The 26,680-nt window shown below is 65.3% G+C and carries 20 protein-coding genes and 1 pseudogene; 13 read left to right on the top strand and 8 right to left on the bottom strand.

The window, feature by feature from the left end:
- Positions 1–12: 12 nt before the first annotated feature.
- The 4 genes from HD841_RS13960 to HD841_RS13945 all read right to left on the bottom strand — a co-directional run bounded on the left by HD841_RS13960 (position 13) and on the right by HD841_RS13945 (position 3,295).
- Entirely contained in the window at positions 13–543 is a 531-nt protein-coding gene (locus HD841_RS13960) for a VOC family protein (protein ID WP_179509508.1), read from the bottom strand.
- 50 nt (positions 544–593) lie between these two features.
- Positions 594–1,442, bottom strand: coding sequence for an alpha/beta fold hydrolase (locus tag HD841_RS13955; protein ID WP_179509507.1), 849 nt, complete (start codon positions 1,440–1,442; stop codon positions 594–596).
- Between the two features lie 50 nt (positions 1,443–1,492).
- On the bottom strand, positions 1,493–2,317 hold the full coding sequence (locus HD841_RS13950; protein ID WP_179509506.1) for an oxidoreductase: 825 nt from the start codon (positions 2,315–2,317) through the stop codon (positions 1,493–1,495).
- Positions 2,318–2,902: 585 nt separating this feature from the next.
- Positions 2,903–3,295 carry a winged helix-turn-helix transcriptional regulator gene (locus tag HD841_RS13945; protein WP_179509505.1) on the bottom strand — a complete coding sequence of 131 codons (393 nt, stop codon included), beginning with the start codon at positions 3,293–3,295 and terminating at the stop codon, positions 2,903–2,905.
- A 91-nt stretch (positions 3,296–3,386) separates the two neighbouring features.
- On the opposite strand from HD841_RS13945, the gene HD841_RS13940 reads away from it, so the two are divergent.
- Positions 3,387–4,121 carry an SDR family NAD(P)-dependent oxidoreductase gene (locus HD841_RS13940; RefSeq protein ID WP_179509504.1) on the top strand — a complete coding sequence of 245 codons (735 nt, stop codon included), beginning with the start codon at positions 3,387–3,389 and terminating at the stop codon, positions 4,119–4,121.
- Between the two features lie 218 nt (positions 4,122–4,339).
- On the opposite strand, the gene HD841_RS13935 is transcribed toward HD841_RS13940, so the two are convergent.
- Entirely contained in the window at positions 4,340–4,834 is a 495-nt protein-coding gene (locus tag HD841_RS13935; protein ID WP_218845567.1) for an RES family NAD+ phosphorylase, read from the bottom strand.
- Positions 4,835–4,951: 117 nt separating this feature from the next.
- On the opposite strand from HD841_RS13935, the gene HD841_RS13930 reads away from it, so the two are divergent.
- The 8 genes and pseudogenes from HD841_RS13930 to HD841_RS21005 all read left to right on the top strand — a co-directional run.
- Positions 4,952–6,123, top strand: a protein-coding gene (locus tag HD841_RS13930) for an IS3 family transposase (protein ID WP_179509503.1) whose coding sequence is annotated in 2 segments (ribosomal slippage) — positions 4,952–5,216 and positions 5,216–6,123 — 1,173 coding nt in all. Because the reading frame shifts where the segments join, the coding sequence is not laid out codon by codon here.
- Positions 6,124–6,472: 349 nt separating this feature from the next.
- A complete protein-coding gene (locus tag HD841_RS13925) occupies positions 6,473–7,048 on the top strand; it encodes a sigma-70 family RNA polymerase sigma factor (protein WP_306455785.1) in 576 nt (191 codons plus the stop codon).
- 84 nt (positions 7,049–7,132) lie between these two features.
- Complete coding sequence (locus tag HD841_RS13920; protein ID WP_179509501.1) at positions 7,133–8,080, top strand: FecR family protein; 948 nt, start codon at positions 7,133–7,135, stop codon at positions 8,078–8,080.
- A gap of 89 nt (positions 8,081–8,169) precedes the next feature.
- Positions 8,170–11,151: a TonB-dependent receptor gene (locus HD841_RS13915; RefSeq protein ID WP_179509500.1), complete on the top strand. Its 2,982-nt coding sequence runs from the start codon at positions 8,170–8,172 to the stop codon at positions 11,149–11,151.
- A gap of 12 nt (positions 11,152–11,163) precedes the next feature.
- On the top strand, positions 11,164–12,348 hold the full coding sequence (locus tag HD841_RS13910; RefSeq protein WP_179509499.1) for an SGNH/GDSL hydrolase family protein: 1,185 nt from the start codon (positions 11,164–11,166) through the stop codon (positions 12,346–12,348).
- Between the two features lie 87 nt (positions 12,349–12,435).
- Positions 12,436–13,221 carry a S1/P1 nuclease gene (locus HD841_RS13905; protein WP_179509498.1) on the top strand — a complete coding sequence of 262 codons (786 nt, stop codon included), beginning with the start codon at positions 12,436–12,438 and terminating at the stop codon, positions 13,219–13,221.
- Positions 13,222–13,277: 56 nt separating this feature from the next.
- Entirely contained in the window at positions 13,278–13,799 is a 522-nt protein-coding gene (locus HD841_RS13900; RefSeq protein ID WP_179509497.1) for a hypothetical protein, read from the top strand.
- Positions 13,796–14,231: pseudogene (locus HD841_RS21005) on the top strand (glycoside hydrolase domain-containing protein); the annotation flags it as partial. The gene HD841_RS13900 and the pseudogene HD841_RS21005, both read left to right, overlap by 4 nt.
- Positions 14,232–14,574: 343 nt before the next feature.
- Here the strand turns inward: HD841_RS21005 and HD841_RS13890 are convergent.
- The 3 genes from HD841_RS13890 to HD841_RS13880 all read right to left on the bottom strand — a co-directional run bounded on the left by HD841_RS13890 (position 14,575) and on the right by HD841_RS13880 (position 17,900).
- Positions 14,575–16,137: a CRTAC1 family protein gene (locus HD841_RS13890; protein ID WP_179509495.1), complete on the bottom strand. Its 1,563-nt coding sequence runs from the start codon at positions 16,135–16,137 to the stop codon at positions 14,575–14,577.
- A 109-nt stretch (positions 16,138–16,246) separates the two neighbouring features.
- Complete coding sequence (locus tag HD841_RS13885; protein ID WP_257015574.1) at positions 16,247–17,194, bottom strand: FecR family protein; 948 nt, start codon at positions 17,192–17,194, stop codon at positions 16,247–16,249.
- Positions 17,163–17,900 (bottom strand): RNA polymerase sigma factor, encoded by a 738-nt coding sequence (locus HD841_RS13880; RefSeq protein WP_179509494.1) that lies wholly within the window; start codon positions 17,898–17,900, stop codon positions 17,163–17,165. Before HD841_RS13880 ends, HD841_RS13885 begins: the two co-directional genes overlap by 32 nt.
- Before the next feature lie 69 nt (positions 17,901–17,969).
- On the opposite strand from HD841_RS13880, the gene HD841_RS13875 reads away from it, so the two are divergent.
- The 4 genes from HD841_RS13875 (at position 17,970) to HD841_RS13860 (ending at position 26,648) form a co-directional block, all read left to right on the top strand.
- Complete coding sequence (locus HD841_RS13875) at positions 17,970–20,759, top strand: TonB-dependent receptor (protein ID WP_179509493.1); 2,790 nt, start codon at positions 17,970–17,972, stop codon at positions 20,757–20,759.
- Positions 20,760–20,772: 13 nt separating this feature from the next.
- Complete coding sequence (locus HD841_RS13870; RefSeq protein WP_179509492.1) at positions 20,773–22,866, top strand: penicillin acylase family protein; 2,094 nt, start codon at positions 20,773–20,775, stop codon at positions 22,864–22,866.
- The gene (locus tag HD841_RS13865) at positions 22,866–24,086 is read left to right on the top strand and encodes a dipeptidase (RefSeq protein WP_179509491.1); all 1,221 of its coding nucleotides are present in this window, start codon (positions 22,866–22,868) and stop codon (positions 24,084–24,086) included. Before HD841_RS13870 ends, HD841_RS13865 begins: the two co-directional genes overlap by 1 nt.
- A 315-nt stretch (positions 24,087–24,401) precedes the next feature.
- Positions 24,402–26,648 carry a TonB-dependent receptor gene (locus HD841_RS13860; protein ID WP_373563040.1) on the top strand — a complete coding sequence of 749 codons (2,247 nt, stop codon included), beginning with the start codon at positions 24,402–24,404 and terminating at the stop codon, positions 26,646–26,648.
- Positions 26,649–26,680: the final 32 nt, after the last annotated feature.

The raw sequence follows: 26,680 nt of genomic DNA, 5'->3' as shown, positions 1-26,680 counted from the left end.
CTTCGTGCCTGCTTAGTCGTCATCCTGCCACCGGCGCAGATCGGTCTGGTCATGGTAGGGCATCCGATCCGGTGTGGTGATGAACTCGACCGTCGTGCCCCAGGGCGTCCGGCAGTAGCACACCTTGTTGCCGGCTCCGCGCTCGGTTCCATACGGGATGGCGCGCGGCGCGGTCAGCGGCGTGCCGCCGGCCCGCTCGAACCGCGCGACCGCCGCGTCGATGTCGTCGGTGTACAGTGCGAAGTGGGTGATGCCGAAATCGCTCGCCCGCACCGGCGCAGCCTGCTCGGGACCGTGCATCTCGAACAATTCGATATCGGGTCCGGTGCCGATCTTCACCATCGCCTGCGCGCGCACGACCGTCCCGGGGAAGGCGTCGACCGCACGTTCGAAATCAGGCCCTTGCCGCGGCGGATCCTGCGGCCCGAACGACTGGTAGATCAGCTGTCCGTCGAGCGCCTCCGACAGGAAGGACAGAGCGGCGGCGAGATCGGGCACCGTGATGCCGATGTGGTTGATGCCGCGGGTGATGGGATCGGTCATGGTCATAGTCCTCTGGAACAGAGTGGATCGGGAAAGGAGCGGGGCGCGCTTCAACCGCGCGCGACGAACTCGATCAGCGCGGCCGCGACCGCGTCCGGCCGTTCGTCGGCGACATAGTGGCTGCACTGCGCGATCGCGCCGCCGCTCACCGTCGCCGCGAATTCCTCCAGCATCGGCACCATCTGAGCGCCGAAGCGGGCGTCGCCGCCGAGACCCAGCACGGGCATGGCGAGCGGCCGCTGCTTGTACGTGAGCGCGGCCGCATGATCGGCGGCGAGGGTGCGGTACCATTCCAGGCCGCCGCGTAGCCGGCCGGGCAGCGCCATGGCGCGCGCGTAGACCGCCACGTCGCCGGGGTCGAAGCGGCTGTGGTCGTAGAAGCGCTCGGCCATGAAGGAGGCGATATAGTCGTATTCACGTCCCTGGATCAGCCGCTCGGGCAGGTCGCGGTTCATGTGGAAGCCGAAGTGCCACAGCCGCGCGACCGTCGCCTCCCACTGGCTCCATCCCGGCAGCGGCACGTCGAGTACGGCGAGGTGCGTGACGGCGTCGCGGTGGAGCGCGGCCTGTGCCAGCGCGACCATGCCGCCGATGTCATGGCCGCACACGGCATATTGTTCATGGCCGAGCACGGCCATCACCCCATGCGCGTCTCGCGCCATGGTCGCCTTGTCATAGCCGCCTTGCGGACAGTCGGAGAAGCCCGCGCCGCGCAGGTCGATCGCCACGACGCTGAACCGCTCGGCGAGGAGCGGCATCACCTTGTGCCACTCCCACCATGTCTCCGGCCAGCCGTGCAGCAGGAGGATCGGCGGCCCGGCGCCACCCGTCACCGCGTTGATGCTGATGCCGTTCGCTGTCACCGGTCGCTGGGTGAAGCCGGTCAGAGCCGTGATCATCGCTCGTTCTCCCGTGTGGTGGTGAAGGCTGGAAAGCGCGCAAGCGCCGCTCAGGACGCGTCGAAGTCAGTGGCGAGCGTGAGGTCGCGCCAGGCGTCCAAGTCGCGGCGGAAGGCTGCCAGCTTGCGCTCGGCAATCGCGTGCGCGGCGCCGCCGAGCGGCAGGTGGAGCGGCGCGTCCTCGGCGTCGACTGCCGCCAGGATGACCGTGACCGCCTTGTCGGGGTCGCCCGCCTGATGGCCGTCGTTGGTGTCGCGATAGTGGCGACGCGAGCTCGCGGCATATTCGGGCATCTGCCACGCCGTCATCGCGATGGAGCGTCCGAGAAAGTCGGTCCGGAAGGGGCCGGGCTCGACGATCAGCACGCGGATGCCGAAGGGCGCCAGCTCGTCGGCGAGCGCCTCGGAGATTCCTTCCACGGCAAATTTGGTGGCGTGATAATAGCCTCCGCCGCCCCGGCCGGCGATGCCGGCGCCGGAGGACAGGTTGACGATCGTTCCACCCGAGCGGCGCAGGACGGGCAGGGCCGCTCTGGTGGTCTCGATGAGGCCGAAGACGTTCACCTCGAATAGCGGGCGATATTCCTCGGGCGTACCTTCCTCGATCGCGCCGAACAGCGCGTAGCCGGCATTGTTCACGAGCACGTCGAAGCCGCCGAAGGTCTCCACCGCCTTCGCGACCGCCGCCTCGGTCGCGCCCCTGTCGGTAACGTCGAGCGGCAGCGTGATCAGCCGGCCCTCGAACGGCTCTGCCATGGCGGCGATGGTCCGGACGTCGCGCGCCGTCGCGACAACCTGATCGCCACGCCGTGCGGCGGCGAGCGCGAGGCGATGGCCGAAACCGCTGGAACAGCCTGTGATGAGCCAGGTTCGCATAGCTTGTTCTCCGATGAGTGCTCAGGCGTAGACGGATGGCTGTCGCGAGCTGCGGTGAGGTGATGATCGGACCTGTTTTTCGCTGCGCCGCCGAGATGGCAGTCGGCACGAGAGGTCAGGTGGCGACGCAGCCAAGATCGGATGCGCGGGTTCGATCGAGGTAATGATCGAGTTCTCGACAGGTGCGCCAGGCCACGTCACTGAGCAGATTGCTTGTGTCATCGACGGGATAAATGGGCGTGTTGTCGATGATCGAAAACTTACAGGATTGAACGGTCTGCGTTCAGCCCTGTACAGCTGTCAAAGCCTAAGCCGGCTTCCCATTCAATGTTCCATTCGATCGGTTAGCCGGCTCTCAAGCGCACAATTACAAGCCGGATCTGCGATCTCCAAAGCATCACGGATTGCGAGAAGCTGGTTGGACATAGAAGGGATTGCGCGGCCCAACGTTGTGCGCACCGGCAACGTGAACGAATGGCCAAAGTTGGGACGCCGAACCTAGGGTGGGAATGTCTGGAGTTGGGTCAGGCTGATCCAGAGGCGATGGTTGCGATGATCATCGGTTCAGGCGCAACGACCTGCCAGTCAACCACGCCCACGCCCCCAGCCGTCGCGCTCGGCGAATAGCTTCTGCATCACGACCATATTGTCGGTGCCCCACTGGCATAACGGCTCAAGCGCCCGGGCGAGGCTCTGGCCAAGTGTGGTCAGCGTGTAGTCGACCCGCGGCGGCACCTCCTTGTAGTCGTTCCGGCGCAGGACGCCGTCCGCTTCGAGTTCCTTGAGTTGCTGGATCAGCACCTTGTCACTCACGTCGCGGATGGCGCGCTTCAGTTCCCCATAGCGGGTGGGTCCGCGCAGCAGAAAGTACAGGATCAGCGGCTTCCACTTTCCCGAGATGACCTTGAGCGTGGCGTCAAGCCCGCAGGTGAAGGCAGGCGCGATGGGCGCGATGACGGAATCGTCGATTAGTGGCATTTCAGACATTATAGGTACTTACCAAAAGGTGCATACTTGTCTTTAGGTATGCCGCCAGCCACCTGCGTGCAACCAGTGAATGGAGGCACTTATGAAAAGACTGGAAGGCAAGATCGCTGTCATAACCGGGGGCGGCACGGGGATTGGCCTAGCGTCGGCGAAGCGGTTCATCGCCGAAGGGGCGTTCGTGTACCTGTTCGGACGCAGGGCGGAGAAGCTGGAAGCTGCTGTGGCGGCGCTCGGCGGCAATGCACGGGCGGTCCCGGGATCGGTTACCGATGCTGGCGATCTCGACCGGCTGTACGACACGGTGAAGCAGGAGCACGGCAAGCTCGACATTTTGTTCGCCAATGCCGGCACGGGGGCGTTGTCGCCCTTGTCCGAGATCACGCCTGACCATGTCGATGAGACGTTCGACGTCAATGTGAAGGGCGCGATCTTCACGGTTCAAAAAGGCCTGAAGCTGATGGAGAGCGGCGGTTCGGTCATCCTCACCGGCTCGACCACAGGCGTCATGGGGACGCCGGCATTCAGCGTCTATAGCGCCTCCAAGGCGGCGGTCCGCAACTTGGCGCGAAGCTGGGCCCAGGATTTGCGGGGTACGGGTATCCGGGTCAACGTCCTGTCGCCGGGCCCGACTTTGACCGAGCTTGCCGCCGAGGTCGTTGGCCGTGATGCCATGATCGAGATGGGGGCGACGACGCCGATCGGACATGTCGGCGAGCCGTCAGAAGTCGCGGCCGCTGCTGCCTTCCTGGCATCATCGGACAGCAGCTTCATGACGGGCAGCGAGCTGTTTACAGACGGTGGCCTGGCGCAGATTTGACGAAGTGTTCCAGCCGGCGTGAGGTCGGCTGGCACCATCAAACGAGGCCGCGGAGTGCCACACCGATAGCGGTCGCGACCTTCCGGTCACCGCGCCACGCGGTGGCGGTGCCGGAAGGCCGACATGAACGAATGGCAGAAATCGGGAACGTGAAAACCGGTCGTGAATGACCGCATTTGGGTCATCGCGGCGAAGGAGAGGCTGACAACTCTCGCCCGTTAGCTGACGATCGGGCTGCCAGGGACGTTCCAACTAAATAGCACCAGATGCCATAATCCCGGCACCTTGCGAGAGGGGTCAATTAGGCCTTTCGCACCGATGCTCTCGATCCAGTCGCGGGCGTGCCAGGAGGCGGGCTCCCCGCCATGCTCCGCGATTTCCTGCCAAGCAGAGAGCGGATCGCCGGCTTTACGCCGTACCTCGTCGAGGGCACGCGATGCGCGTAAGTCGAACACGTCGGCGGCATTCACATCAAACTGCAGCACGTGCCATCGGTCCGTCAGGCCCGCGTGCGCCATCATCGCAGCCGTTACCCCAGCCTCGGAAGAACTCAGGTACAGCGTTGGCTGGTGCGGGCGTGAGTAACGACCAGCGCGTACTGAGCCGGAGAGTGCGTTTTGTTCGTATCCTGGAACGACTGCACGGAAGAACCTCCCGCGGACAGTGGAGAGGTAGCCCACAGTGCGCACCTCGGGTTCGGAAAGCGACATCATGCGGTGCTACACGGCTTTGCGGTCGGCAGCTATCCGCCCAGAAGCAGACGGTTTTGAGCTGCCCCCTTCTGAGTGGTCCATCGACTATGACAGTCTGGACCAAGGAAGGGACGACGAATGCCAGCCAAGAAGCATAAGCCTGAGGAGATCATCGGGAAGCTGCGTGAGGTTGAGATCATGCTGGGTCAGGGCGGGACGACCGCCGAGGCCTGCCGTCGGATCGCGGTCAGCGAGCAGACCTATTATCGCTGGCGCAAGGAATATGGCGGCCTGAAGACGGATCAGGCGCGGCGGATGAAGGATCTGGAGAAGGAGAACGCCCGCCTGCGGCGCGCGATCTCGGACCTGACACTGGACAAGTTGATCCTGCAGGAGGCGGCAAAGGGAAACTTCTGAGCCCTGCACGGTGTCGACGGTGCATCGACCAGGTTCGGGCGGTGCTGGATGTATCCGAGCGGCGTGTGTGCCGCGTGCTCGGGCAGCATCGATCGACACAGCGTAAGGTGCCGTGCGGGGCGGATGACGAAGAGGCGCTGACCGACGACATTGTCGCGCTGGCCAGACAGTACGGGCGCTACGGCTATCGCCGGGTGACCGCGCTGCTGCATGCCGGCGGCTGGTCTGTGAACCACAAGCGGGTGGAGCGGATTTGGCGGCGCGAAGGATTGAAGGTCCCGCAGAAGCAGCCGAAACGCGGGCGGCTGTGGTTGAATGACGGTTCGTGTATCAGGCTGCGACCGGAATATCCGGGCCATGTATGGGCATACGACTTCGTCGAGGGGCGGACCCACGACGGGCGCAAGTTCCGTATCCTAACCATCATCGACGAGGCCAGCCGGGAATGCCTGGCGCTGGTGGTCGCGCGCCGGCTCAACCATGAGGATGTGCTGGCGGCACTCGCCGAGTTGTTCATCGAGCGCGGCCCGCCAGCCCATATCAGGTCCGATAACGGCAGCGAGTTCATCGCGACCGCGGTCCAGGCCTGGCTGGGCAAGGTCGGTGTGAAGACGCTTTACATCGCACCGGGCTCGCCTTGGGAGAACGGCTACAACGAGAGCTTCAACGGGTCGCTGCGCGACGAACTGCTCAATGGCGAAATCTTCTACAGCCTTGCCGAGGCCAAGGTGCTGATCGAAGCATGGCGGCGCCACTACAACACCGTCCGGCCGCACAGCAGCCTGGGCTACCGCCCGCCTGCCCCGGAAGCGTCTCCACCGCCATTGCCGGTCTCCGGTTCCGCTTCGCTCCACCTGCGGTCGACAATGGCGGTGGAGACGACGATGCACTAACTATCAACTCGGACCACCCGGCGGGGGCTGCTCAGTTTACCGCCCATCCACGTCATTCCCATCGCAGATCTAATCTGGCGCTGCCGCAAAAGATCGATATGAACGGATGTCTGGAGTTCGGAAATCCGCAGTGTGCCCCGAATGACCGCATTTGGGTCGAATAGGTCTTCGCGAAGCCAAAATGCTTCATCCACAGCAAGCTGAGGCCAAGACGCCCGGTCGATCGCACGGTTGGCATCATCAACCGCTGGGAACGCGCGCAACGAGCAGCACCACGTCGCTTGCAGTCGCGAAACTGACTTGGATCGGGAATATGGTGGGGGGCATCATCAACTACGCGATGTGATAAATGCCTGCTACGCGCTCTCGGGACCGTTGGATGATAGACCACGTTCTTCCGCATGAGCCGCGATACATAGCGGTTGCGCGGCGCCTAACGCGTGATCCGGCAGACGCCGCAGACCTGGTGCAGGAAGCACTTGTTCGACTGATGGCGGTCGACGGGTGGGCGGCGATTGCCGATCCGCGAGCATACGTGATCCGCTCCATTCGCAACGTCGCGACCGAACGCGTTCGTCGCGCCAAAGTCGTTCAATTTCAGCAGCTAAGCGACATCGATGCTCTGGATATGAGCGACGATGCGCCTGACGCTTTCCGTCAGGCGGCTGGGCGTGAGCAGGTCGAAAACCTTGGTAAAGCAATCGAGCAACTCCCCGAGCGGTGCCGCACCGTCTTCGTCAGGCGCCGCTTCCGCGATGAACTCCCACGCTCGATTGCTGGCGATCTGGGCATCAGCCTTTCCACCTTCGAAAAGCGGCTAGCTCGCGCCATGTATCTGCTGACCCGCGCGATCGGACCGGGCGGTCAATCGCTCGACCTCCCCGATTCGGACGACGAAGAAGACCTTCGTCGCGCTGCAGGCTGACATTTTTGTAGGCGACCTCGTCTCAGCTTGGCGGTACGACCGCATTCGTTCGTCTCCTGATTAAACGGCATTGAAGGCACAGGGATGAAGCAGGAGGGCGATCGCTTTTCCCCATCACGACGGGACGAAGACATGCAGACCGCGGCTGAGTGGTTCGCCAGTTGGCAGGTCGGCTCGATCGATGAGAACGCGTTCGAACGCTGGCGCCGCGATCCAGCCCATGCACTTGCCTTTGCACGCGTCACGGCGGCCTGGGAGGCTGCGGACGAAACCATCCGGCGGCCCGCTGCCGCAAACGAACGAGGCTTTACGCGCAGGCGCTTCGTTCGGGGCGGCATCGCAGGTGCGGTGACGATCGCGGCCGGAACGACGCTTGTCGCCACACGCGCTTACGCGTGGGACGGCGCCTCGACCGGTGTTGGCGAAACACGTAAGCTGCGACTTCCCGACGGCAGCATGGTTATGCTGAACACTGATACTGATCTGTCATGGCGTTTTTCTTCTCGCACGCGCGGGTTGTGGCTGACACGCGGCGAAATCGCGCTTGATCTGCAGCCCGGAGCGGCGACTGAGCTGAATACGTCAGCCGATGCCGCCATGCTTGATCCGGGGCGGTTCAATGCTCGGCTGCTGGACTCCGCGCTGGAGCTCACCGTGCTGCGTGGGGCTGCACGAGCGGTGCGGTTCAAGGAGCGGAACTTGGCAACGCCGCTCAACGCCTTGGCGTACCGGCGGCTATCCTTTACTGGAGAGCAACCGACGACCGGGCCAGTATCCGGTGACGCGGCGGAGGCCGCGATGGCCTGGCAAAGCGGCGATATCGTCTTTTCCGATACTCCGCTCGGCAATGCAGTTGCGGAATATAACCGGTATCTCGAGCGCAAGATCGTGGTCGACGATGCTGCGCTGGCGGCCACTCGCGTCGCCGGCCGTTTCGTGTCGTCCGATCCGACCGACTTCCTCCACGCCGTTTCGGCTGGTCTAGGAGCGCGTGTGCACACCGAGCAGGGCGGCATTCATCTTTCGAGATAAATTTCGCCGGACGTGGCGGTGGTGCCTTCGCCGCTCGTCATGGAAGCTGGGGGGCGCAAAGCGGCGCCCGGATCAAAGGGCTAAACATCATGACGGGTCATTTGGGCCGCGCGCGCATAGCCGCGCTGCTGGCGTCTTCGTGCGTGCTGGCGGCAGCGCCGGCGCTGGCCGCCGATCGACACATCAGCGTTCCTGCCCAGCCGCTGGCGGCGGCGCTGACGGCTTGGGCGCGGCAGGCGCGTGTTCAGATTTTCTTTCCAACCGAGTCGATCCGTGGCCTGCGATCGCCTGCCCTGGAAGGCACCATGGCAGACCGGGTGGCGCTTGATCGACTGATCGCGGGCAGCGGGTTGAAGGTGACCAGCGACGATGGTCGAACGGTGGTCCTCGCCCGCGAGGCACCGCAGACGAGGACTGCGACGCAGGACCCAATCATTACCGGTGATCAGGGCCCGGGAATGGGCGGCGACATCGTCGTCACCGGGATTCGCGCCAGCCTGCAATCGTCGCGTGAGACCAAACGGCGGTCGGACGCCATCGTCGACGTGGTCACCGCAGAAGACATCGGCCAGCTGCCCGACAACAGCGCGACCGAGGCGCTGGCGCGGCTGCCGGGGGTGCAGATCTTCCGCAACCGGGGCGAAGGGCAGGCGATTACGGTGCGCGGCATCGCGCAGGTGGTGACGACGGTGAACGGGTCCGAAGCCTATACGGGCGCCAGCCGCCGCACGCTGCTCAACAGCTATCCCGCCGGCCTGATCGGCTCGATCAAGGTGTACAAGGCGCTCACGCCCGACCTGATCGAGGGCGGCATCGGCGGCGCCATCGACGTTCAGCTGCGCCAGCCCTTCGACTTCAAGCCCGGACTGACCGTCGCCGGCACCCTGCGCGGCAGCTACGACGATCAGGCGAAGAAGCCGTTCTATAACGGCGACCTGCTGGTCAGCGGCCGCTGGCAGACCGGGATCGGCGAGATCGGCGCGATGATCGACGCATCGTACGTGCGCCGCGATTATCTGGAATCGTACCGTGAAAGCCTCCAGGTGCAGACGACCACGGCGACCCAGTCGGTCGCGCCCGCGGGTCTTGGCGCGGGCCTGATCTATCCGACCGGCATCCTGATAAAGCGACCCAAGGGCGATTACGAGCGCCCGGTCATCACCGGCGAGCTGCAGTGGCGGCCCTCCGCCAATCTGGCGTTCAAGCTGCGCGCGACTAACATCACCGACATCAACCATTATTCTGACAACGACCTGCAAACCAACATTGCTGCGGGCACGGTGCTGCGTAATGTCGTGCTCGTTCCGGGTACCAAAATCGTGAAGAGCGCGACGTTTACGGCACCCGTCAATTCGGGGCCGCGATCGAACTATACGCGGCAGCTGCTCGACACCACGCAGATCGAGTTCGGCGCCGACTGGACGTCCGGCATCGCGACCTTGGCCACCAACGCGGTCTACACGCTGTCGCGGCAGAATACCGATCAGCAGCTCTTCCTGCTAGCCTTCAACAAGGCGCCGGTAATCAACGCTGCCTTTCAGAGCGATACCGATTGGGGTGGCTTGTCCTACACCTACGCCAATGTCGATCTGACGAACCCGGACACGTTCCACGTCCGCGCCTATTCGGACGAGCGGACCCGGCAGAAGGGCAAGGGCCTGCAATGGCGCACCGACCTGACGCTCGACACCGGCGAAGGGTTCTTCCGTTCGATCAAGGTCGGCGTCCGCTATGCCGACCGCACGGCCACCTATCGGGACGGCACCAGCCTAGCGGATCTCAACAGTCTGGCATTGCCGCTGTCGGCGTTTCCTGGCGGCGGCGACCCGCAGATCATCCAGGCCGGCTTCGGCGGTGACGATGCGGTCGTGCCGGCCAACTGGGTTCAGTACCGTAGCACGTTGTTGGGCGATCCGGCCGCGCTGACGACGCTCAATCGCTACGTCCTTTCGCTTAAGGGGCAAGGTGCGTTGTTCTCCGACAACGACCGACCGGCTTATGATCCGCTCAAGGCGTTCGACGGCAAGGAGAAGAGCTATGCCGCCTATGGCGAGTTCAAGTACGGCCTGCCGCTCGGCGGTATCGACATCGACGGCGTAATCGGCGCCCGCGTCGTTAACACGGTGCTCAGCATCGACGGCACACAGGTCACCTCCAGCCGTGCGCCAGCCACGGGTTCGGCGTACGTGGTGACCAACACTGCGATCCACGGGCGGCAGAACTATCTGGATGTAGACCCCAGCGCGAGCTTGGTGGCCCACTTCACCCCGAGGCTGCAGCTGCGGCTTGCCTATACTAAGACGTTCAGCCGCCCCGACTTCTCGCAGCTGAACCCCAGCCTCAACCTAACTCAAAGCCTCGCCGCCACGGGCACCCTTACGGCGAACGCGACGACGGGCAATCCCGACCTGAAGCCGATCCGTTCGACCAACTGGGACGCCTCGCTAGAGTATTATTACGGCCGCGCCGGCTCGTTCAGCGTCGCCCTGTTCGAGCGCGACATCGACGGCTTCATCGTCAACACGATCGCCCAGGAAACGCTGCCCGACGCTCTCGCGCTCGTTAACGTGACCAGGCCGATCAACGCCGGCAAGGGTACCTTCCGCGGCGTCGAGGCGGCAGCGAGCACGTTTTTCGACTTCGCGCCCGGCGTGCTGCGCAATTTCGGCGCCTCGGCCACCTACACCTACATCCATCCCAAGCAGGAGCTGCCGGCAACCCCCGCCAGCCTTGCCTTCACCGGCGATGCGACGGGCATCTCGCGCAACAGCGTCAACGCCAGCCTGTTCTACGACGACGGGCCGTTTCGCGCGCAGGTGGCGTACAGCGTGCGGGACGAGTTCACGCTCGCCTACACGTTGGCCAATCGGGCGAATGACCTGAAGTGGTATCCGATCTCGCGGCTCGATGCCTCCGCGACCTATCGCTTCACGCCTAATGTTCAGCTCACGATCGACGGCACCAACCTGCTGGCAAGACCACAGCGCGCCTATTGGTCCACCAAGGACGTGACCGACCGGGTCTATTTCGAGGGGCGCGTCGTTTCGGCCGCGCTCCGCTTCAAGTTCTGAGGAGGAGCGCCGATGTCACGTTTCGCCACGCTCATCCTCGGCACTGTCGCAATGGCGGCGTCGGCGCATGCCGCGCCCGCCCAGCGCTGGGGCGGCGCCTGGGGCTATGCCACCTCGCCGGCGACCAAGGCCGTGCGGGGCACCCTGCCGGCCGGTACCTACCGCTTTCGCATGCGGCTTAGCCAATCGGGTGATGCCATGCGCGTAACGTTCACCAATCCCGAGGGTGCATTGCCGCTGCACATCGTTCGCGCATCGGCGGCAATCGCTGGAACTGGCTTCGGCATCGAACGGAATACTGAGCGCTCGATCCGCTTCGAGGCGGGGGAGGGTGTCGTCATCGCCGAAGGTGCGTCGCTGACCTCTTCGCCGACCGTTTGGCGCGCGCGGGGCGGCGAAGACGTGATCGTTACCGTCACCACGGATATGGAGAGTTCGACCGTCGCGGGCAATGCAGGGTTCCCGGCGGCATTCGGTGCCGGTGTTACCGATGCCGCTGGGTCGGGACTGGAGCCGAAGAAAATCCGGCCCTTCGTGACCGGGATCGCGCTGCGCAATCCGCCGACCACCTGCACGATCGTGACCTTCGGCGACTCGATAACCGAAGGCGCGCGTGGCAGCCGCACCGACTGGAGCGGCTGGCCCGGCACGCTCGCGCAGCGCTTAGTGGCAAGCGGTCCTCGGCATTGCGGAGTGGTCAACAAAGGCATCAGCGGCAACCGGCTGTTGCGCGACGGGCGAGGCACGGCCGGCGTTGATCGGTTCGAGCGCGACGTCGCGTCCGTGTCCGGCGTCACCGACCTGGTCGTGCTGGAAGGGATCAACGACATCTGGCACGCCGGCCAGCCTAACGAGCCGTCGGTCGGCGCGGCCGACCTGATCGCCGGTTATCGCCGACTGATCGACGCGGCGCACGCGCACGGCATCCGCATCTATGGTGGCACGCTGACGCCTGGCTGGGGATCGAAATACCTCAATCCCGCGGCCGAACAGGTACGCGCCGACGTCAATCGGTGGATCCGCACCGGCGGTGCGTTCGACGGGGTGATCGACTTCGAGGCCGCCGTTCGGGATGCGAGCACGCCGCCCGCGATCCAGCCGCCCTTCGATTCCGGCGATCATCTCCATCCGGGGGATGCCGGTTATGCGGCCATGGGCAACGCCGTGCCGCTCTCGCTCTTCCCCTCGCGCCGATAACCCGCGCGCCAGTTCGGCCGTAGCCTGCCGGCCAACTCCCCGACGCCACAAAGGAGAACCAATATGAGACAGCATTCGAAAGCCTGGTTGCTCGCCGTCACCGCCCTGATCGCCGTCGCGCCGCAGCCTGCCTTGGCCTGGGGCAATAACGGCCATGCGACGATCGCCAACATTGCCGAGCTCAATTTGAAGCCGTCGGTCTGGACCGAGCTGAAGACCCTGCTCGCCACTGACGGCGTGACCCACCTGGCCAAGGTGGCGTCCTGGGCGGATACCCAGCGAGCGACGACCGACCCGACCCACACCGTCCGCATCCCCATCGACGGCAGCGCGGCACCCGAACATGCCTGTACGGGCACCGCGATGTGCGCCGACCAGGCGGTAGCCTTTTATAGCACCATCCTGGCGGACCGCAGCCAGTCGGCCGCCAATCGCGAAGTCGCGCTCAAGTACATTGTCCACCTGGTCGGCGACCTGCATCAGCCGCTGCATGGCTCCGACCCGATCGGCTACAACTATGTGACGCTCAATGGCGGGGACCCGATGATGATCCATGCGATCTGGGACGACACCATCATCGACGGTCACGGCGTGGCGTCGGCGATACTGGCGCAGGAGCTGATGAACAACGGCGTCAGCGTCACCCTCGGCGGCACGCCGCGCGATTGGGCTGCCGAGAGCAGCGACATCGCCCGCGACCAGATCTACGACACCCTGCCGGCATGCTGGAGCTACAAGGCACCTGTCTGTCCGGACGCGCCGGTTGCCCTGCCGAGCGACTATGCGGCGGCCCAGTATCCGCTGGTCGCACAACGTCTGAAACAGGCCGGCTATCGTCTCGCCGGCATGCTCAACGGCCTGCTCGGCTCCTGATCGCTTCAGCGGCCGGGCGTTCGCGTCCGGCTGCCCACTGCTTGCAAGGGCACAGCATGGCGCGCGCGCACCGACTTGATCTCTATCTTGCACTCAGCATCACGATCGCTGTCGTCATGGCGTTCTGGTGGTGGCAGTCGAGAGCTCCGCTTTTGCCGGCGCGCAATGCCACCGTGGTGGTCGGAGCAGCGCCGGTAGCCGCGAAGATCGACCATGCCGCCGCCGCGCTTCAACCCACGGCGCTCCCGACCGAAGCGTGGCTGCTCGGCACCTGGAGCGAGCGAGACAATGGGGGCGACCGGACGGCCGCCTGCGATCTGCCGAGCGCGATCACCTATCTGGCTGACGGCCGCTACCTGTCGCCTGCCGCATCGGGACGCTACGCGCTTGGTGGGGGGTCACTCAGTCTGTGGGGCAGGGTGATTTTCGACATGGAGGCCGGCGCAGACCGTTCTCATGTCGGTGAGCGATCTACCCTCCCGGTTGCCCGCTTGGATGACGATGCAATGCGGGTCGGGGGCGTCGTGCTCTACCGCTGTGACAAGGCGACCAACGATCACATGGAGCAAGGCCGATGATGCGTGCACTCGGCTTTTCGTTCATGCTGATCACGGCATCTGCGCCGGCCGCCGCGGCTCAAGCACCCGTCGACCTCGTCGATCCTTTCATGGGCACCACCGGCGACCGCGGCCAGCTATCGCCAGCCGCAGCGGCACCGTTCGGCATGGTTCAGCTCGCCCCCGATACGACAACCCGCCAATCATATCGGCTATGATCGAGACGCCGCCACGCTGAAGGGCTTTTCCCAAACCCGCGCGCAGGGTGTCGGCTGCCATGGTGGCGGCGGCGACCTGTTGGCCAGCGTCGTGGATCGGGGTGAGGCCGGTCTGCCGCCGATCGACCACGGCAGCGAGCGCGGCGGACCCGGTTGGTATCGTGTGCGCTATGGAACGATACCCATCCGGGCGGAACTGGCCGCGGGTCAGTCGGTGTCGGTCAGTCGCTTCACCATGTCCCGAACAGGCGCCGTCGATATCGCGCTCGATCCCACGCTCAGCTACGCCAGGCACGCAGCTCACGAATGGCTGTCGCGGGACCCGCGCGACCTGAGGTTTCGGCTGGCCAATGCAACCGTGTGCGGCAAGGGCTTATACCACCTTGCGGTTGCGGCGACGATCGAGGTGAACGGGCGTCAGTTGAACGCAGCCGGCGTCCTGGACGAGGGCGGCACCCTGCGCTTCTCCGTCCCGGTGCGGGCGGGCGACCGGATCGAGCTGCGCGTCCCGTTGTCCACCGTCGACACGGTATCGGCCAAGGACACGCTTGGGTCTGGAGCGACAATCCTAATAGGCTTCATGTCCCGGCAAGCTTCTCACGAAGTACAAGCGTCCGGCCGACATAATCCGCTACGCGGACATTGCGTTGACGCTGAACAACCCGTTTTCCGTTTTGGAAGTACGTCACTTCGACGGTCACTAACTTGTCCGGGACCCCGAAGTGGACCGGCTGCGCGCTCTGCGTGTTGTAGCCGTCGCCCGTGCTCACCTGGCGTGTCGCGAGGATGTGTCCGTCGGCGCGGCGCAGGCGCACCTCAGCGCCGGGTCGTGTGAAATGCCCTTTTGCGTCCAGCACCAGTACCGATAGGCTGCGCGCCGCCGCGCTCTTCGCCAACCCGTTGCGGAAAAGGAAATGGCCGCCGACCGGGCCATATCCATCGGTCACCGACAGATCAAGCGCGCCGTTGCGATCATAGTCGACCCATTGAACCCCATGGTCGCCGGCGTTCATCGCGCTGCCGCGGGGCAGGACGTTAACAAACCGCCGGCCGCCCTTGCCGTCAGTAACGCTGTGCAGGAGGGCGTTGGCCGGCTCCTGTTTCCCGACCGGTCCTTCATAGGCCATGATCGACAGATCGAGCCAGCCGTCGTTGTCGTAATCGCCCCAAGCGGCCCCGACGCCGTGGTTAGCGAAGCCTACCCCTGTAGCGGCGGAGACGTTGTCGAACGTCCCGTCGCCGCGATTGCGATAGAGCGCGTTCGACCCGTAATTCGGCACGAACAGGTCGAGCCGCCCGTCATTGTCGTAGTCGCCTATCGCGCAGCCGACGCCGCCTTCGTCCTTAGTCCGCGTCGGTCCGGCGACGCCGGCCGCGAGCGCGACGTCGACGAAGCCGTCGCCGTCGTTGCGCCATAGCGCGTCGGCGGCACCGGACTGGTTGGCGAGGAACAGGTCGAGGTCGCCGTCCTCGTCATAGTCGAACCAGCATGCGCCGACGGTCGGGCGCGGATCGGACACGCCGTTCCCGGCGAACACCTGCGTGAAGCGGCCCCGGTCGTTGCGCATCAGCCGGTTGGCGCCGATCCGGTCGGCGGCGTAGAGGTCAACGTCGCCGTCATTGTCGTAATCGACCCAGCTTGTCTGCCGTGCCGAGCGACCGGAAAAGCCGAGGCCGATCGCCGCACCGACCTCTTCGAACCCCTTGCCCTTGCGATTATGGAAGACGAGCGTCGGCTGTTTGGGATCGGTCGCGCCGCCGAGCAGGTCGAGCCAGCCGTCGCCATCGTAATCGCCCCAGCTGAGCCCGCGCAATTCATGCCCCGCGGTGGGCAGGCCCATCGTCGCGCCGACGCTGACGAAGATGCCGCCGTCGTTGCGATACAGGCGCAGTTCGCCACTCTTCAGCGACACGGCAAAGTCCAGATCGCCGTCATTGTCCATGTCGGCCCAGGCGTTGGACAGCGATCCGACGATCCCGAACAGGTCGGACTGGATCGGCTCAAAGGGCGGCGCGACGGCGCCGGCTGCGGGTAGCGGTACGCCATGGCCTGCCTCCGTTACGGTCCCCACCGCTGCTAGTGGTGCGGCAGCGATCAGGACGGCGAGGGGGAGCAATTGGGCGATCGTACGACGGGACATGGGCTTCCCCTGTTGAACGGGCGGGGCGGGTTGATCGGGCTGCTGGTCCGCGTCGGGACGATCGACGCCCGCCTCTCCTCCTCCCAAACGGGTGGGCCGAGCGTTTCTGCTACCCGTTGCCTGCGGGAACGAGCAGCAGCGATCCGTCGCCCCCTTCGATCGCGCGGATGCCGAAGCTCTGTTCAAGCGCGCGGGCGAAGTCGCCCGACCGGTCGGAACGGAAGGTGCCGCCGATCCGGACGCCGGCCAGCGCCGGATCGCCGATCACGATGGGGACGGTGCGGTAGCGATTGAACTCGTCGACCGCCTGTTCCAGCGTATCGCCGTCGAAGCTGAGCCGTCCGTCCTGCCACGCCAGCCGGCGCTGGATGTCGGTGTGATCCAGCGCGGTGACGGCGATCGTTCCGCGGCGCACGGCCGCCGCATTGCCCGCCGCGACGTGGCGCTCGTTCCGGTCGCCGTCGCGCACCCCGACGATCCCCTCGCTAACTGTCACTTCGGTAAAATCGGGGCGCAGCCGGACGGTGAAGGCGGTACCGACCGCACGGACCCGCGCCTCGTCCGCGGCGACGACGAACGGACGGCTCGTGTCGTGCGCGACGTCGAAGCTCGCCTCGCCGCGCAGCAGCCGGACCGAACGGCGTTCGGGCGCCAGATCGACGGTGACCGAGGTGTCGGTGTTGAGGCGCATCAGGCTGCCGTCGGCGAGCGTCACGGTGCGGCGTTCGCCGATGCCGGTCGCATAATGGTCGCCCGCATCGCTGAAGCGCCACGCGAGCGTGCCGACCGCCCCGATCAGGCCAGCGGCGATCCCGCCCATCGCGAGGCGGCGGGTGACGGGTGGCGCCGGATCAGTCCGTGCCGTGGCGATCGATATCGGGGCGGCGAGCGCCGGGGGGAGCAGCCGTTCGGAGGGGACGTCGCCCAACCTGTCGGCAAGCTCCCATCCCGCCTCCACCTTGGCGAAGGCATAGCCATGCGCGGGGTCCTGCTCGATCCAGCGATAGGCGGCGTCCCAATCGGCATCAGCGTCGCTGGCGCGGGCGACCAGGAACAATCGCGCGGCTTCCGCCTCGATCGCCTGTCGTATCGTTGCGCTTTTGCAGGGACCATCCAAAACCCGAACCCTCGTACTCGCCGATCGCCTGCATGATCTTCAGCGCGGCGCGTGCCAAATGCTTGTCTACCGTGGAAACGGACAGGTCCATCTCCTCTGCTATCGCACCCGTCGGCCAATCGTACACCCGCCGCAAGACGAAAGCGCGGCGGCATTGCGGGGGCAGGGCGTCGAGGATCGCCTGCAGATGCCGCAGTTCATCACGCGCCTCCAGCCGGGCCTGCGCGCTGTCGTCCACACCGATCAGGTCGAGGTCGGCGATCACCTCGAATGACACGATCTTGCTGCGCCGGGCGGCATCGATGACGAGGTTGCGGGCGATCTGGTAAAGATAGGCGCGGCCGGACTGCACGCGGCCAATGTCCCCGGTCGCATAGGCCCGCGTCATCGCCTCCGCCACGACGTCGTCGACATCGGCGCCGTCGGGCAGCACCCGCCGCAACCGAGACCGCAGCGCGCCCTCATGCGGCAGGATGGCCTGCTTGTACCATTCGAGCCTGGCCCTGACGGACCCGTTGCCCCTGACTGAATCCACCGGAACCTCCCCGAACGTGACGAAGGCGTTCCTCTCCTGCGGACTTGATGTTGGGTCGATACGACCAGCCTTTGCCTCGGCTGTCCAGCCATCATGAAATAAAAATGACATGATGGTTAGCAGATTGTGTCGTCGCGACCGTCTTCCCCATCAGTGAACACCAGTGCCGGGGGGCTAACAATGACCAAACCCATGATGTTCGGCGCGTTGTTGAGCGGAATTGCCATGGCGCTGGCGGCGCCCGCCGTGGTGGCGCAACCCGCGACGATCACCTTCGTGATCGAGGCGCAGTCGGTACAGGGTGCGCTTGCTCGTTTCGCCGAACAATCTGGGGTCCAGATCCTCTATCCTTATGACCGCGTCGCCGGCCTGCGGACTGCCGGGGTAAAGGGGCGTATGTCGGCGGAGGCAGCATTGGGCCGCCTGCTCTCCGGCACCGGGCTGCGCGTCAATCGCAGCGGCGGTGGAGTGATTGCGTTGTCGCTGCCTGCGTCCGCGGTGCTGCCGCAATCGGTGCGAACCGCCGCGCTGCGCACGGTCGCACTCGCCCCGGCGTTCCAGCAGGCGCAGGTCAGCGATGCGCAGGACCCGACCGCGCCGACCGCAAACCAGGTCGACGAACCGGCAAGCGACATCGTCGTCACCGGCAGCCGCGGCCAGCCGCGTACCGTCGTCGACAGCCCGACCCCAATCGACGTCATCAGCGGCGCAGAACTCCAGCGCACGGGCAAGTCCGGCGTGTTCGCCGCGCTCAACACGCTAGTGCCCTCGTTCAACCTACCGACGCGGGCAGGTGGCGGTACGTCGACCGTTATCGCAACCGGCGGCCTTCGCGGGCTCAACCCGGACCAGACGCTGATCCTCGTTAACGGCAAGCGGCGGCACAAGACCTCGCTGATCAACGCCGTGTCCAATTACTACAACGGCTCGGTTCCCGCCGATCTCGATATGATCCCGACCGCCGCGGTCGACCACATTGAGGTGCTGCGCGACGGTGCCGCCGCGCAATATGGATCGGACGCAATCGCCGGCGTCATCAACGTGATCCTGAAGGACGATGCGAAGGGCGGCTTCGGCGCGATCTCCGCCGGCCAGAACATGGACCGCAGCGACGGCGAGCTGTTCCAGGCCGACCTCAACCTGGGGCTGGCACTGGGCGAGAACGGCTTCCTCAACCTGTCGGCGGGGGCGAAGAAGCAGCAGGCGTCGAACCGTGCCGAACCGATCGCCTCCACCATTCGTCTGTATCCGCTAGTGAACGGCGCGCTCGATCCGCGCGAGGCGACGATCGACCGGCTGGTCACCTTCAATTACGGCGCGATGCCGCAGGAGAGCCTCAATACCGCGTTCAACGCCGGCTACGACCTCGGCACGGTCGAACTGTACGCGTTTGGCACCTATGCGCAGCGCAAATCGGACCTCAACTACACGTATCGTCCCGCGACGAACGCCAATTCGCTACCGCAGGTCTATCCCAACGGCTTCTACCCGCGCGTCGTCATCAACGAGGAGGATTACGAGGTCGCGGTCGGCGTGCGCGGCGTGATTGCGGGGTGGAAGTGGGATTTCAGCTCGACGCTGGGGCGGAACCGGTCGCGGCAGCGGGCGGATCGGACGATCAACGCGTCGTTGGGGCCGACCAGCCCAACGGCATTCTACGTCGGGTCGCTCATCTCCAAGGAGGCGGTCAACTCGCTCGACGTCACCCGGTCCTATCCGGTGGGTACGGGGACGTTGCAGGTGTCGGGCGGCCTGCAGCATCGCATCGAAAGCTACCAAGTCGCGCAGGGCGAACCGGCGAGCTATGTCGCCGGGACCTACACCTCCAGCCTCGGCCGGCCGACACCTGGCGCATCGGGCGCGGCCGGGTTCCAGCCGTCCGACGCCGGCTTCGTCAAGCGCAACAACCTCGCGGCCTATGCTGATGTCGCATGGGACCCGTTGCGCGACGTGACGATCGGCGGCGCGCTGCGCTACGAACATTATGACGACGACAGCGGCGACACGCTGATCGGCAAGGTCAACGCGCGCTACGCCGTCGCGCCGTGGGTAGCGCTGCGCGGCGCGGCGAGCACCGGCTTCCGCGCGCCGGCTCTGGCGCAGCAGATCTATGCCTCGACCACCGGCCAGTTCCGGACGATAGGTACGCCGCCGACGCTGAACCTGTTGCAGATCAAAACGCTGCCGGTCGGATCGCCCGCCGCGCTGGCGCTGGGGGCGCAGCCGCTGACGCCGGAGAAGTCGACCAACATCAGCGCCGGGCTGGTGCTGACGCCGTTGCCCCGGCTCAGCGTCACAGTGGACGGCTATCAGATCAAGGTCGAGGACCGGATCGCCATCACCTCGACACTGACCGGCAATGCGGTGTCGGCGATCCTCATCGCCAACGGCCAGTCGCCCGATATCAGTGCGCAATATTACACCAACGCAATCGATACCCGCACCCGCGGCGTCGATGTCGTCGCGACCTATCGCCACCCGATCGGCACGATTGCCAGCCTCGCGTGGAACATCGGCTATAATTACAACAAGACGATCATCACCGGTGTCAAGGCGAACCCGCCGCAGCTGGCGGCATTGGGCGCGGATTACGTGCTGTTCGACCGGCTGTCGCGTAGCAATCTGACGGTCAATCTGCCGCGAACCAAGCTGTTCATCGGGAATGTCGTGACGATCGACGCCTTCACCCTGTCAACTCGCGTCGTCCGTTACGGCAGCTTCAAGTCGTTCGGCAATGCGGTGATCAACGATCGTACCTTCGGCGCGAAGTGGATCACCGACCTCGAATTGTCGTGGAAGACGACGGAGAGCCTGACGGTCGCGGTCGGCGCGAACAATCTGTTCAATGTCTACCCCGATCGCAACGATACGCTGACCAACGTCAATACCGGAGCGGGCTTCTACGCGACCAGCGGCGCCTATGGCTTCACCGGTGGCTATTATTACGGCCGCGTTGCGGTCAATTTCTAAGGGGAACGGGGCGATGCGCGCGATGATCATCTGGGCCGCGGCTCTTGGGTTGGCGGCGGCGGCACCGGCCGCGACGCCGAAGGGCAATGCCGGCGGCGGCGAGATCCTGTGGGACACGTTCGGCGTGCCGCACGTCTATGCCAAGACGGAGGCAGGCGCCTTCTGGGGCTTCGGCTATGCGCAGGCGCAAAGCCACGGCAACCTGCTGCTGAAGCTGTTCGGCGAGGCGCGGGGGCGCGCCGCGGAATATTGGGGCGGCGCCGACAACGAGACGCAGGACCGCTGGCTCGTCGCCAATGACGTGCCGACCCGCGCGGTGACGTGGTTCCGCCAGCAGACGCCGCAGATGCGCGCCGACCTCGACGCATTCGCCGCGGGGATCAACGCTTATGCCATCGCGCACCCCGATGCGATCAATGCGGCAATGCGACGCGTGCTGCCGGTTAGCGGCACCGATGTGATGGCGCATGCGCATCGGCTGATGAATTACGTTTACATCGCCTCCGACCGCAAGGTGCTTGCCGATCCCACCACGAACGAGGCGGGCGGGTCCAATGCCTGGGCGGTTGCGCCGTCGCGCTCCGCAAGCGGTAAGGCGATGCTGCTCGCCAACCCGCATCTGCCCTGGGCGCCGAGCATGCTGACCTATTACGAGGCGCATCTGAACGCGCCCGGCTATAGCGTCTATGGCGCGACGCAGGTCGGGTTGCCGGTGCTGCGCTTTGCATTCAACGACGATCTCGGCTTCACCAACACTGTCAACACGATGCTGGGCTATTCCAGCTACAAGCTGACCCTGGCGAACGGCGGCTATCGCTACGACGGGAAGGTGCTGCCCTTCACCAGCGCGCAGAAGAGCTACAAGGTGCGTCAACCCGACGGCACGCTGAAGACGGTCGCCTTTACGCAGCGGTATGCGACGCAGGGGCCGGTGTTCGACCTGCCCAACAACGCCGGCACGATCGCGCTGAAGGTCGCCGGGCTCGATCGTCCCGGCGTGCTCCAGCAATATCTCGACATGGGCAAGGCGCACGATTTCGCAGCGTTCCAGCGCGCGCTCAGGCGGATGCAGGTGCCGATGTTCAACATCGTCTACGCCGATCGTGCTGGGCATATCATGTATATCGACAACGGCATCCTGCCGCGTCACGCCGGCGGCGACGTGCCGACCTGGTCGAAGCCGGTAGCGGGCGACACGTCGGCGACGCTGTGGCGCGACGTGCATGGCTATAATGACCTGCCCAAGGTGGTCGATCCGGCGAGCGGCTTTGTTCAGAACGCCAACGATCCGCCGTGGCTCGCGACCTGGCCGCGGCAGCTCGACCCCAAGGCGTTCCCCGCCTATGTCGCGCCGGTTGGTCCGGTCAGCCAGCGCGCGCAGCAGTCGGTGATGCTGATGACTGCGACGCCGAAGCTGTCGTTCGACGATTTCGTGGCGCGCAAGCTGGAGACGCGGTCGGTGATGGCGGATCGGCTGCTGCCGGACCTGCTCGCCGCGACGAAGGGCAATGCCGATCCCGACATCGCCGCCGCCGCCGCGCTGCTCGCCGGCTGGGATCACAAGTTCGAGGGGAACGCGCGCGGCGCGCTGCTGTTCGAAACCTGGGCCGCGCTGTTCGCGCCGCGCAATTTCATCGACCAGAGCAATTATGCGGTGAAGTGGACGCTCGCCGATCCGCTCGCCACACCGCGCGGACTGAAGGACCCGGCGGCGGCGGTCGCGCTGCTGAAAGCAGCGGTGGCGAAGACGCGGCAGACGTATGGTGCGCTCGACCGGCAGTTCGGCGAGGCGTCGCGCTTTCACCTCGGCGACATCAGCGTGGCCGGCAACGGCGGCTTCGGCAACACCGGCGTATTCCGGACGATCACCTGGGGGGCGATGAAGAACGGCGAACGTACGCCGGTGCATGGCGAAACCTGGGTGTCGATGATCGAATTCTCCAGCCCGATGAAGGCGGTAGGCATGATGAGTTACGGCAATTCCAGCCAGCCCGGATCAAGGCACAACAGCGACCAGCTGCGCTTCCTGACGGCCAAGACCTTCCGCACCCTGTGGCGGGATCGAGCCGAGGTGGAGCGTCACGTCGAAGAAAGGACGGCCTTCTGATGCGCGCCGTATTGCTCGCACCGCTGGCGCTGCTCGCGCTCGCCGCCTCCGCGCAGGATGCGCGGCAGGTGCATGAGGCGGCGATCGTCCTCGACACGCATTTCGATACGCCCGCCAATCTCGGTCGCCCCGGCTGGAGCATTATGGACCGGCACAGCCGCGCCGACAGCGGTGACCAGGTGGATTATCCGCGCATGGTGGAGGGCGGGATCGACGGCGGGTTCTTCGCGATCTTCACTGCGCAGGGACCGCGCACGCCCGAGGGCGACCGTGACGCGCGCGATGCCGCGCTGATCCGCGCGGTGCAGATCCGCGAGATGGTGGCGCGGCACCCCGACGCGTTTACGCTGGTGACCACCGCCGCCCAGGCCCGCGCCGCGGTCGCCGCCAAGAGGCGGTTCGTCTTCATGAGCATGGAGAACGGCTATCCCTTCGAGGGCGACCTGTCGCTGATGCGCAGCTTCCAGCGGCTGGGCGTCACGATGATGAGCCCGGTCCACTTCAAGAACGACGACCTCGCCGACAGCGCCACCGACAAGCCGGAATGGAACGGGCTCAGCCCGAAAGGCCGGATGTTCGTGGCGGAGGCCAACCGGCTCGGCATCCTGATCGATTGCAGCCATGCCTCCGACGACGTGCTGCGCCAGACGATCGCGCTGTCGAAGGCGCCAGTGATCTTGTCGCATTCGGGCGTACGCGCGATCTTCGACCATCCGCGCAACGTCACCGACGCCGACCTGCGCGCGTTGGCGGCGAAGGGCGGTGTGGTGCAGATCAACGCCTTCGACGGCTACATGATCGCACAGCCTAAAATCCCAGCCCGCGAGGCGGCGATGGCGGCGCTGATGGCGAAGCTGCCGCCGCGCGCGACGATGACCGAGGCGGATCGCAAGGGATTCCTGGCCGCGCGCAAGGCGATCGACGCACGTTGGCCAGTGCCTCGGGCGACCTTCGACGACGTGATGAAGCATTTGCTCCATGCCATCGATGTGGCCGGGATCGATCACGTCGGGATCAGCGGCGATTTCGATGGCGGCGGCGGGGTCGAGGGGTTCGACGACATCACCGCCTTTCCAAAAATCACCGCGGCGCTGCTGGCGCGTGGCTTCAGTGCGGCGGACGTCGCCAAGGTGTGGGGCGGCAACGCGCTGCGCGTGCTCGACGCCGCGCAGGCGGCGGGCGATCCGGCCGCACGTCCGACCATTCCGGTCACCGCATGAGCGGGAGCGACTTGGCAGGGTGAGCGTGACGGGGCGGACCGCGACAACCGGCCGCCCGCAATAATCCCGGGGGGGATGATCTGGATAGCAATGTCCCGTCGGTGCGCCGACCAGATCAGGAGATTGCATGTGTTCCGTTTTCGTGTCTCGCCCCCCGCCGGTACGGCGCTCGGCCTCGTGCTTGGCGCCGCCACCTTGCTGCTGACTGCGCAGACGGCCGCCGCGCAGGCGACCTCTGCCGAGAATGCTGACACCGGCACGCAAGCGACTGAGGCCTCTGCCGACGTCACCAGTGGGGAAGCGCAGGACATCGTCATCAGCGGCCGCCGCATCAGCCAGGCGAGCGAGGCGGTGGGCGAGGACCGGATCACCAGCACCGTCGCGGTGACGCGCGAGGCTCTGCTCTCCGCACCATCGGGGATATCCGGCCTCAAGATGCTGGAATCGCTTCCGGGCTTCAACGTGCAGACCGATGGTGCGCTCGGCCTATATGAATTCGGCAACAGCGTGCAGGCGCGCGCCTTCAACCTCGACCAGATCGGCTTCGTCGTCGATGGCGTACCGATGGGGCGCAGCGATGCGTTCGGAGGCAGTCCGGTGTTCCGCTACGTCGACAACGAAAATCTCGGCGTGGTTGAGGCGTCGCCGGGCGCGGGCGGCGTGACGATGCCGACCTATTCGTCGTTGGGGCCGGTCGTTTCCTATCGGTCGATCGCACCGCAGGACGAAGTGGGCGTCTTCGTCTCGCAGAGCTTCGGCGATTTCGACATGAAGCGGACGTTCGTCCGGCTCAGCACCGGCAAGATCGGCCCGTTCAAGGCCTTCGTCAGCCGTACCAAGCTCGACACCGACCTATGGCGCGGCGCCGGATCGGTCGATCGCGAACATTGGGAGGCGATGGCGCATGTCGATATCACCGACAGCAATTGGGCGCGGTTCAAGTTCGTGTCGAATGACTTCTTCGATTATGACTCGCCGACCCTGTCGCGCGCGGAATACAATAGCTTGACGCCCGACCCCGCCGGCAACGTCGGGCGATATCGTGGCTATTACGGCGATCCGCTGCCCACCTATGCCCCGGTGGCGGCCGGCGTGCCGTTCTCCAATGCCAATTACACCTATTATTACGGCCAGGCGATCAACGTCCGAAAGGACAAGCTGTACGCCGGTACCTTCCACGCCGGGATCGCGGACGGCGTTCACGCCGAGACGACGATCTATTACGAGGACAAGGATGGCTGGGGCAGCTCGCCGGACAGCTATGCCAACACACTGACCTTCTATAATCGCCAGCGGCTGGTGTCGGGTCTGGCGCTCACCGCGCCCCGCGGCACGCAGTTTGGCGTATCGAGCCTGGGCGGCTATCGTCAGGGTATCCTGCAAAGCCTGCATGCGCAGGTCGGGATCAATGCGATCGATATCGGCATCTGGGCGGAGGACGACCGCTATCGCCGCTACCAGCGCCGCCAGAACACGATTGACGGATCGCCCGCCAGCGCGCCCAATTACGGCGAACTGGTTTATGGCCGCCGCGACTACCGCTCAAAGCGCGCGACGGTGCAGATGTTTGCGCGCGACCGTATCGACCTGACGCCGGCGTTCAGCGTCGATCTCGGCATCAAGGCGCTCAGCCTCGATTACCAGCAGCGCGGCTATCGCGATTACGCCGATTATGCGCGGACGGTGAACGGTGTGAACGTCGTCGGCTGGGGACCGCAGTACAATCGCGCACGCTACACCGACTATTTCCTGCCGACCGTGGGGCTGCTCTATCGCTTCAACGATCCCCGCACGCAGATGTTCGCATCCTATGCCGAGAACATGGCGCTGCCCAAGGGGATGGATGACATCTTCTCGGTCGCCTACACCAATTCCCCGGCGGTCGTCGGCGCGCCCGCACCGGAGCGGTCGAAGAACGTCGAGGTCGGCCTGCGCACGACGCGTCCGGAATTCTTTGCGTCGCTGACCGGATATTACACCAAGTTCGACAATCGCATCCAGTCGATCGCCTCGATCCTGCCGGGCACCACCAACGTCACCGAAACCTTCTTCCAGAATGTCGGCGGGGTGGAGGCGTATGGCGCGGAGCTGCTGGCCAATTACAAGCCGGCGTTCCTGCATGGCGCGGCCTATTTTAACGGCAACGTCACCTACAATCACGCGCAGTTCCAGGACGATATCGTTGCCGCAGCGCGCACCTACCTGATCGCGGGTAAATACCTGCCCGACAGCGCGAAATGGGTGGTGTCAGGCGGTGTCACGATCGAACCGGCGCCATGGTTCGTCGCGAACATCACGGGCAAATACACCAGCCGGCGCCAATCGACGTTCGAAAATACGCCGGGATCGTCGCTGCCGGGCTTCACCGTCTTCTCGGCCTATGCCGACATCGGCGACGGCTTCTCGATCGGGCCGGTGCGCAACGCGCGCATCCGCGTCAACGTCGACAATCTGTTCGACAAGGACGTGCTGTCGTTCATCTCGCCGGCACTGACCGGGGACGGCCTGTTCCGCCCGCTCAGTCCGCGCACGGTCCAGCTGACGCTGTCCGTCGACATCTGACGCCTCCGCCGCGGTGCGGGGTGCGTCGCGGC

Origin of the sequence: Sphingomonas melonis, from assembly GCF_013409985.1 — a bacterium.
Lineage (GTDB): Bacteria > Pseudomonadota > Alphaproteobacteria > Sphingomonadales > Sphingomonadaceae > Sphingomonas > Sphingomonas melonis_A.
This window is presented reverse-complemented; position numbering and strand designations above follow the sequence as displayed.

What these genes read in the sequence shown, in the direction of transcription:
- HD841_RS13960 (WP_179509508.1), bottom strand. Translation starts at nt 543, where the DNA reads ATGACCGATCCCATCACCCGCGGCATCAACCACATCGGCATCACGGTG.
- HD841_RS13955 (WP_179509507.1), bottom strand. Translation starts at nt 1,442, where the DNA reads ATGATCACGGCTCTGACCGGCTTCACCCAGCGACCGGTGACAGCGAAC.
- HD841_RS13950 (WP_179509506.1), bottom strand. Translation starts at nt 2,317, where the DNA reads ATGCGAACCTGGCTCATCACAGGCTGTTCCAGCGGTTTCGGCCATCGC.
- HD841_RS13945 (WP_179509505.1), bottom strand. Translation starts at nt 3,295, where the DNA reads ATGCCACTAATCGACGATTCCGTCATCGCGCCCATCGCGCCTGCCTTC.
- HD841_RS13940 (WP_179509504.1), top strand. Translation starts at nt 3,387, where the DNA reads ATGAAAAGACTGGAAGGCAAGATCGCTGTCATAACCGGGGGCGGCACG.
- HD841_RS13935 (WP_218845567.1), bottom strand. Translation starts at nt 4,834, where the DNA reads ATGATGTCGCTTTCCGAACCCGAGGTGCGCACTGTGGGCTACCTCTCC.
- HD841_RS13925 (WP_306455785.1), top strand. Translation starts at nt 6,473, where the DNA reads ATGCCTGCTACGCGCTCTCGGGACCGTTGGATGATAGACCACGTTCTT.
- HD841_RS13920 (WP_179509501.1), top strand. Translation starts at nt 7,133, where the DNA reads ATGAAGCAGGAGGGCGATCGCTTTTCCCCATCACGACGGGACGAAGAC.
- HD841_RS13915 (WP_179509500.1), top strand. Translation starts at nt 8,170, where the DNA reads ATGACGGGTCATTTGGGCCGCGCGCGCATAGCCGCGCTGCTGGCGTCT.
- HD841_RS13910 (WP_179509499.1), top strand. Translation starts at nt 11,164, where the DNA reads ATGTCACGTTTCGCCACGCTCATCCTCGGCACTGTCGCAATGGCGGCG.
- HD841_RS13900 (WP_179509497.1), top strand. Translation starts at nt 13,278, where the DNA reads ATGGCGCGCGCGCACCGACTTGATCTCTATCTTGCACTCAGCATCACG.
- HD841_RS13890 (WP_179509495.1), bottom strand. Translation starts at nt 16,137, where the DNA reads ATGTCCCGTCGTACGATCGCCCAATTGCTCCCCCTCGCCGTCCTGATC.
- HD841_RS13880 (WP_179509494.1), bottom strand. Translation starts at nt 17,900, where the DNA reads ATGTCATTTTTATTTCATGATGGCTGGACAGCCGAGGCAAAGGCTGGT.
- HD841_RS13875 (WP_179509493.1), top strand. Translation starts at nt 17,970, where the DNA reads ATGACCAAACCCATGATGTTCGGCGCGTTGTTGAGCGGAATTGCCATG.
- HD841_RS13870 (WP_179509492.1), top strand. Translation starts at nt 20,773, where the DNA reads ATGCGCGCGATGATCATCTGGGCCGCGGCTCTTGGGTTGGCGGCGGCG.
- HD841_RS13865 (WP_179509491.1), top strand. Translation starts at nt 22,866, where the DNA reads ATGCGCGCCGTATTGCTCGCACCGCTGGCGCTGCTCGCGCTCGCCGCC.